The following is a 7045-nucleotide window of genomic DNA, read 5'->3' as shown; positions in this document are numbered from 1 at the left end:
CAGCAACTGGCGGGCTGATAGTCGCTGCCCTCAACCAGACAGCAGCACCGTCGCTTCCTCTGGCGTGTCGACCGGTTGCTCCACAGAGCCGGCCGCGATGCTGGCATACATGCCGGTGGTTCTGAATTCGGTCGGACTGAGGCCAAAGGACCGGCGAAACACCTTGGCGAAGTAGTTGGGGTCTTCGAAGCCTGACAGGATTGCGACTTCCTTGACCGGCAGGCTTGCCGTCTTCGTCAGCAATTTTACTGCGCGCTGCAGGCGCTTCTGCAGCACATATTCGGCCGGCGCCATGCCTTCGCTGGCAGCAAAGACGCGCGAGAAATGCGCCCGGCTCAGGCCCGACACGCGCGCCAGCTCCTCCACCGGAAGCGGGTTCTGCAGGTTGTTCATGATGTGGTCGACGACCCGGTGCATCGTCCTATGCTCGTGGCTGAACAAGGGATGCGAGCCGAAGACGTCGTCATAAAGTGCCATGGCCGCTTCGTAAGCGATCGCCGAGGCCCGCCCCGGTGTCTCGCCTCCGCGGATGAGCCGCAGGCTGCAATCGGCCAGATGCTCGATCGTTTCCGGCTGCAGCTTCAGCACAGGGCCGGTGACGGCGAGAATGGCGCGGTGCACGCGCAAGGCCTCGTCGCCGTTCATCGAGATCCAGAAAAACTCCCAGCGCCCGCCATCTTCCAGCCAGTAGCGATGATTGTGCGGCACCAGCAGCAGCAGCGTCTCGCCCCCGCGTACCCGATAGCTGCGGTTTTCGTAACGCAGGTTTCCGGCACCCGCGATCGTGTGCTGCAGCACGGTGAAGGGCGTGTTTCCGCGCTTTCTGCCGTCCCAGTCATAGGTGGCATTGTTGCGGATTTCATAGCCGGTGCTGGTCGGCATGGTGTGCAGGCTCTGGCGTCCCCTTGGCAGCGAAACCGTGCGCATAACCGGGCCGTTATCGATCAAATCTTGCAGCATAAAATTACCCATGAAAGCACAATACCGCTCTGGCGGGGTCGGTAATTATACACATAATGACCGCCAACAGCGCAACAGGCAGTGCTTTCGGCCCGTAAGAAATGAGGGGATGCATCGAAGTTGCGCGTAGAGACGGTGAAAAACCGTGAATTGATTTTACCCTTTGTCAGAGATGCATGCAGTTCATGAGGAGTGAGGGCATGGCAACGTTCAAGATCGCCATCATCGGCGCCGGCAGCATCGGCTTCACCAAGAAGCTGTTCACCGACATTCTCGCCGTGCCGGAATTGCGCGACATCGAGGTTGCGCTGACCGACCTCAGCGCCCGCAATCTGGAAATGATCAAGGCGATCCTCGACCGGATCGTCGAGGTCAACCGCCTGCCGACGAAGGTGACGGCAACCACCGACCGGTTGAAGGCGCTCGAAGGCGCGCGCTATATCATCAGCTGCGTCCGCGTCGGCGGCCTCGAAGCCTATGCCGACGACATCCGCATTCCGCTCAAATACGGCGTCGACCAGTGCGTCGGCGATACGATCTGCGCCGGTGGCATCCTCTACGGCCAGCGCAACATCCCCGTCATCCTCGACTTCTGCAAGGATATCCGCGCTGTCGCCGAGCCGGGCGCGAAGTTCCTGAATTATGCCAACCCGATGGCGATGAACACCTGGGCGGCGATCGAATACGGTAAGGTCGATACGGTCGGCCTCTGCCACGGCGTCCAGCACGGCGGCGAGCAGATCGCCGAAATCCTTGGCGCCGGCGAGGGCGAGCTTGATTACATCTGCTCCGGCATCAACCACCAGACCTGGTTCGTCGACGTCAGGCTCAAGGGGCGCAGGATCGGCAAGGACGAACTGGTCGCGGCCTTCGAAGCGCATCCGGTGTTCTCCAAGCAGGAAAAGCTCCGCATTGACGTCTTGAAGCGCTTCGGCGTCTATTCGACCGAGAGCAACGGCCATCTCTCCGAATATCTTCCCTGGTATCGCAAGCGCCCGGAGGAAATTACCCGCTGGATCGACATGTCGGACTGGATCCACGGCGAGACCGGCGGCTATCTCAGGCATTCGACCGAGACGCGCAACTGGTTCGAAACCGAGTTTCCGCAGTTCCTGGAAGCGGCCGGAAAGCCGCTCGATCACAACAAGCGCTCGAACGAGCATGCAAGTTATATTCTTGAGGCGCTCGAAACAGGCCGGGTCTATCGCGGCCATTTCAACGTCAAGAATAATGGCGTGATCACCAACCTGCCCGCAGACGCGATCATCGAATCCCCCGGCTTCGTCGATCGTTTCGGCATCAACATGGTCTCGGGCATCACCCTTCCTGAGGCCTGTGCTGCCACCTGCCTATCCTCGATCAACGTCCAGCGCATGTCGGTGCATGCGGCCGTGACCGGCGATCTCGACCTCTTGAAGCTGGCGATGCTGCACGATCCGCTGGTCGGCGCGATCTGCACGCCGGAGGAGGTCTGGCAGATGGTTGACGAGATGGTGGTCGCGCAAAGCCAGTGGCTGCCGCAATACGCCCACGCGATCGACGGAGCGAAGGAGCGGCTTGGCCGCGCCACCGTCAAGACCCGCGAGTGGAACGGTGCCGCGCGGCGTCAGGTGCGCTCGCTCGACGAGTTGCGCGCCGAGCGTCAGGTCCGCGCCGCCGGCTGATCGATTGCAATGCTGCTTGCGTGAGGAGACGCAAGCAGCACTGCCTGAACTGCAGACTTTTCAAGGAGGAGGCCGCGTTCCGGCGCGGCGAAAGAGGGAGAATCTGAGCCAATGACCAGCTACAGACTGACGAAAATGGCGAGCCTGCTGCTTGTCGGCATCTCGACCTTTGCCTTGGAGGCGGCGGCCTCCGAGCCCACCGTCGTGCCGCAGCAGCCGGCATTCCCGGCCGAGGGCAAGATTACCTATGTGCCGCGCGACTCAATCGCCGAATTCAAGGCGCTGCCGGAATACAAGGAACCGGCCTGGGTTACGGAGAAATACGTCAAGACCGGCAAGCTGCCGCCGGTCGCCGAGCGCCTGCCGAAGGAGCCGATGGTCTTCAAGACCGGCAACATGCCCGACGGCGTCGGCGTCTACGGCGATACGCTGCGCCACGTGATCGGCGGTCGGCCGGAAGGCTGGAACTACTCGGCCGGCCAGAGCCAGGGCTGGGGCGGCATCGATATCGGCATGTCCGAATGCCTGACGCGCACGGCGCCGCTCTTCCAGGTGGAGGCCAAGGACGTCGAGCCGCTGCCGAACCTTGCCAGGAGCTGGGACTGGTCCGCCGATGGTCACAAGCTGACGATGCATCTGGTCGAGGGCGCCAAGTGGTCGGATGGCGATCTCTTCGACGCCGACGATGTGATGTTCTACTGGGAAGACAACGTGCTCGACCCGAGCGTGACGCCGCTGAACGGCGCGACGCCCGAGACCTTCGGCGCCGGCACGACGCTGAAGAAGATCGATCAGTATACGGTCGAGTGGACCTTCAAGGAGGCCTTCCCGCGCCAGCACCTCTATGCCATGGCCTACGGCACCTTCTGCCCCGGTCCGTCGCATATTCTCAAGGCCAAGCATCCGAAATATGCGGGCACGACCTACGACCAGTACAAGAACGCCTTCCCGCCGGAATACATGAACATCCCGGTCATGGGCGCCTGGGTTCCGGTCGCCTATCGCCCCGACGATATCATCGTGCTCAGGCGCAACCCCTACTACTGGAAGGTCGACGAGGCGGGCAACCAGCTGCCCTATATCAACGAGCTGCATTACAAGCTTTCGACCTGGGCCGATCGTGACGTGCAGGCAATCGCCGGCTCCGCCGATCTTTCCAACCTGGAGCAGCCGGAAAACTTCGTGGAGTCGCTGAAGCGCGCCGCCCAGGATACGGCTCCCGCTCGCCTTGCCTTCGGCCCGCGCCTCATCGGCTACAATCTGCACATGAACTTCTCGGCCAATGGCTGGGGCGAGCCGGATGAACGCGCGCAGGCCGTGCGTGAGCTCAACCGCAACGAGGATTTCCGCAAGGCCGTCACCATGGCGGTCGACCGCAAGAAGCTCGGCGAGGCGCTCGTGAAGGGGCCGTTCACGGCGATCTATCCGGGCGGGCTTTCCTCCGGCACCAGCTTCTACGACCGGCAGTCGACCGTCTATTACCCCTTCGACCTCGACGGAGCGAAGGCGCTGCTCGAAAAGGCCGGCCTGAAAGACACTGACGGCAACGGCTTCGTCAACTTCCCGGCTGACAAGGCCGGCGGCAAGGACGTCGAGATCGTGCTTCTGATCGACAACAGCTATGCGACTGACCGCAACCTCGCCGAAGGCCTGATCGGCCAGATGGAAAAGCTCGGCCTCCGGGTGGTTCTGAACTCGCTTGACGGCAAGCAGCGGGACGCAACCAATTATGCCGGCAAGTTCGACTGGATGGTTCATCGCAACGCCGCCGAATATGCCTCCGTCGTGCAAAACACGCCGCAGTTGGCGGCCGCCGGTCCGCGCACCAGCTGGCACCACCGTGCACCGGAAGGCGGTCAGCTTGACCTGATGCCCTTCGAACAGGAACTCGTCGACATCATCAACAAGTTCATCGCCACCAACGACAATGCCGAGCGCGCGGAGTTGATGAAGCAGTACCAGAAGGTCGCAACGACGCATCTCGATACGGTGGGCCTCACCGAATATCCGGGCGCGCTCATCATCAACAAGCGCTTCGCCAACGTGCCGACGGGCGCGCCGATCTTCATGTTCAACTGGGCCGAAGACACGATCATGCGCGAGCGCCTCTTCGTTCCCTCGGACAAGCAGGGTGATTTCGAGCTCTTTGCCGAACAGCTTCCGGGCAAGCCCGGCGACAAGGGCTTGAGCAACTAACGCAACCGCTCCTCCGGCTACAGGCCGGAGGAGCGCTCGATCACCCCAACGACAGAAGGAAACGGCATGTTCAGGTTTCTGCTTGTCCGCCTCGCCTCTGCCATTCCGGTGCTGCTTGTCTTGAGCGTGGCGACCTTCGCCATCATCCAGGCGCCGCCCGGAGACTATAGCGATTACATTCGTTCGCAGCTGATCAACCAGGGTGGTGCGTCCTACGAGGAGGCCGAAGCCCAGGCGCAGGCCTATCGCAAGGAGCATGGCCTCGATAAGCCGTTGCCGGTGCAATACGTCAACTGGATGACCGGTATCCTGACGCGCGGCGATTTCGGCCACAGCCTCTACTACAACAAGCCGGTTGCCGATGTCGTCGGCGAACGCCTGCCGCGCACGCTGGCGCTGGCACTCGTCTGCCACATCCTGGCGTCCATCATCGGCATCTCCTTCGGCATCATCGCCGCGACACGGCAATATTCCTGGATCGACAGCCTGCTTTCGACCGTGGCCTTCCTCGGTATGACGGTGCCGCGCTTCCTGATGGCGCTGATCATCGTCTATATCCTCGTCTTCCATTTCAATGTCAGTGAAATCAACTCGTTCCACTCGGCCCGCTACGGCGGCGCGCCCTGGTCGTGGGACAAGTTCGTCGACCTCGTCAAACATGTCTGGCCGGTCGTGGCGATCGCCACCTTCGGCGGCCTCGCCTACAACATGCGGGTGATGCGCGGAAATCTGCTCGACACGCTGAACGCCCAATATGTCGAGACCGCCCGGGCGAAGGGCCTGAGCGAAGGTGCTGTCGTTATGCGCCACGCGGTGCCAAATGCCCTGCATCCGCTGATCATGTACCAGGGCGTCGTGCTGCCCTATATGCTGACCGGCGAGATCGAGACGGCGATTATCTTCGCGCTGCCGACCGTCGGTCCGGCCATCGTCGGCTCCATGTGGGTGGGCGACGTCTATGTCACCGCCACCTTCATGCTGGTGCTGTCGGCAACCCTCATCCTCGGCAATATCATCGCCGACATGCTGCTGGCCGCGCTCGATCCGCGCGTGCGTCTCGGAGGAGCCCACGCATGACCGCCGAGATGCAAACGACAATTCCGCTCGCCGCCGAACCCCGGCAGGAACATCACAACGAAAGCTACCAGGCGCTCGTCTGGCGCCGGCTGAAGCGGTCCTGGACCGGCATGCTCGGCCTCGTCCTCGTCGGCCTGCTGATCTTCATGGCGGTCTTCGCCGACTTTCTGTCGCCGGTCGACCCGAAGGCGACGGGTGTCGCCTTTGCGCCGCCGCAGGCGATCAGCTTTAGCGACAAGGACGGCAACGTCGTCCTTTCGCCGCGCAGCTATCCCTTGAGCGAAGGTACCGAGCTTGACCCGATCACCTTCCAGCCGATCATCGGCCCGGATTACGACAACCCGCAGATCCTCGGTTTCTTCGTCAAGGGCGCGCCCTACCGCCTCTTCGGCCTGATCCCGGCGGAGCGCCATTTCTTCGGCGCGGTCGACGGGTCGCCGGTGCATCTGCTTGGCACCGACAAGTTCGGCCGCGACGTGCTGTCGCGCATCCTCGTCGGATCGCGCATCTCGCTGATGATCGCGCTGATCGTCGTCTCGATCGTCACCGTTGTCGGCACGACCGTCGGCATGGCGTCCGGCTATTTTGGCGGCCGCTTCGATGTCTGGACCCAGCGTTTCGTCGAACTGGTGCTCGCCTTTCCGCAACTGCCGCTCTACCTGGCGCTGACCTCGTTGATCCCGGTGACGGCGCCGACCAATGTCTTTCTCGCCTTCGTCATCATCGTCATGTCGGCACTCGGCTGGGCGCAGATGTCGCGAGAGGTGCGCGGCAAGACGCTGGCTCTTGCCCGCATCGACTATGTGCGGGCGGCGATCGCCGTCGGTGCCAGCGACCGGCGCATCATCTTCCAGCACATCCTGCCGAACGTGATGAGCCACGTGATCGTCGCGGTCACGCTGTCGATCCCGCAGGTGGTGCTCTTGGAATCCTTCCTTGGGTTCCTGGGCTTTGCGGTCAAGCCGCCGCTCATTTCCTGGGGGCTGATGTTGCAGGACACTTCCACCTATTCCGTCATCGGATCCTACCCCTGGATCCTGTCGCCCGTCGCCTTCGTGCTTGTCACGGTCTTCGCCTTCAATGCCCTTGGCGACGGCTTTGCAGGGCCTCGTCGGCGTGTTGCGGAACGATGAGGCCGAGCGTCTTGA

The 7045-nt window shown here is 62.3% G+C and carries 5 protein-coding genes; 4 read left to right on the top strand and 1 reads right to left on the bottom strand.

What is annotated here, in order from left to right; genetic code table 11:
* Window positions 1-30: 30 nt before the first annotated feature.
* On the bottom strand, window positions 31-972 hold the full coding sequence (locus I8N66_RS22050) for an AraC family transcriptional regulator (RefSeq protein ID WP_291157643.1): 942 nt from the start codon (window positions 970-972) through the stop codon (window positions 31-33).
* 188 nt (window positions 973-1160) lie between these two features.
* Here I8N66_RS22050 and I8N66_RS22045 point away from each other — a divergent pair, with 188 nt between their 5' ends.
* From I8N66_RS22045 to I8N66_RS22030, 4 genes are all read left to right on the top strand, one after another.
* Complete coding sequence (locus tag I8N66_RS22045; protein ID WP_291157640.1) at window positions 1161-2624, top strand: alpha-glucosidase/alpha-galactosidase; 1464 nt, start codon at window positions 1161-1163, stop codon at window positions 2622-2624.
* 111 nt (window positions 2625-2735) lie between these two features.
* Window positions 2736-4820, top strand: coding sequence for an ABC transporter substrate-binding protein (locus I8N66_RS22040; RefSeq protein ID WP_291157637.1), 2085 nt, complete (start codon window positions 2736-2738; stop codon window positions 4818-4820).
* A gap of 66 nt (window positions 4821-4886) precedes the next feature.
* Window positions 4887-5897 carry an ABC transporter permease gene (locus I8N66_RS22035; RefSeq protein ID WP_043623545.1) on the top strand — a complete coding sequence of 337 codons (1011 nt, stop codon included), beginning with the start codon at window positions 4887-4889 and terminating at the stop codon, window positions 5895-5897.
* Window positions 5894-7030 carry an ABC transporter permease gene (locus I8N66_RS22030; protein ID WP_291157631.1) on the top strand — a complete coding sequence of 379 codons (1137 nt, stop codon included), beginning with the start codon at window positions 5894-5896 and terminating at the stop codon, window positions 7028-7030. The genes I8N66_RS22035 and I8N66_RS22030 overlap by 4 nt, the downstream gene beginning before the upstream one ends.
* The last annotated feature ends 15 nt before the right edge of the window (window positions 7031-7045 follow it).

It is taken from the genome of Ensifer sp. SSB1 (assembly GCF_016652895.1).
GTDB lineage: Bacteria > Pseudomonadota > Alphaproteobacteria > Rhizobiales > Rhizobiaceae > Ensifer.
Note: the sequence above shows the minus strand (reverse complement) of the source record. Positions and strands in the feature narration are given on the sequence as shown.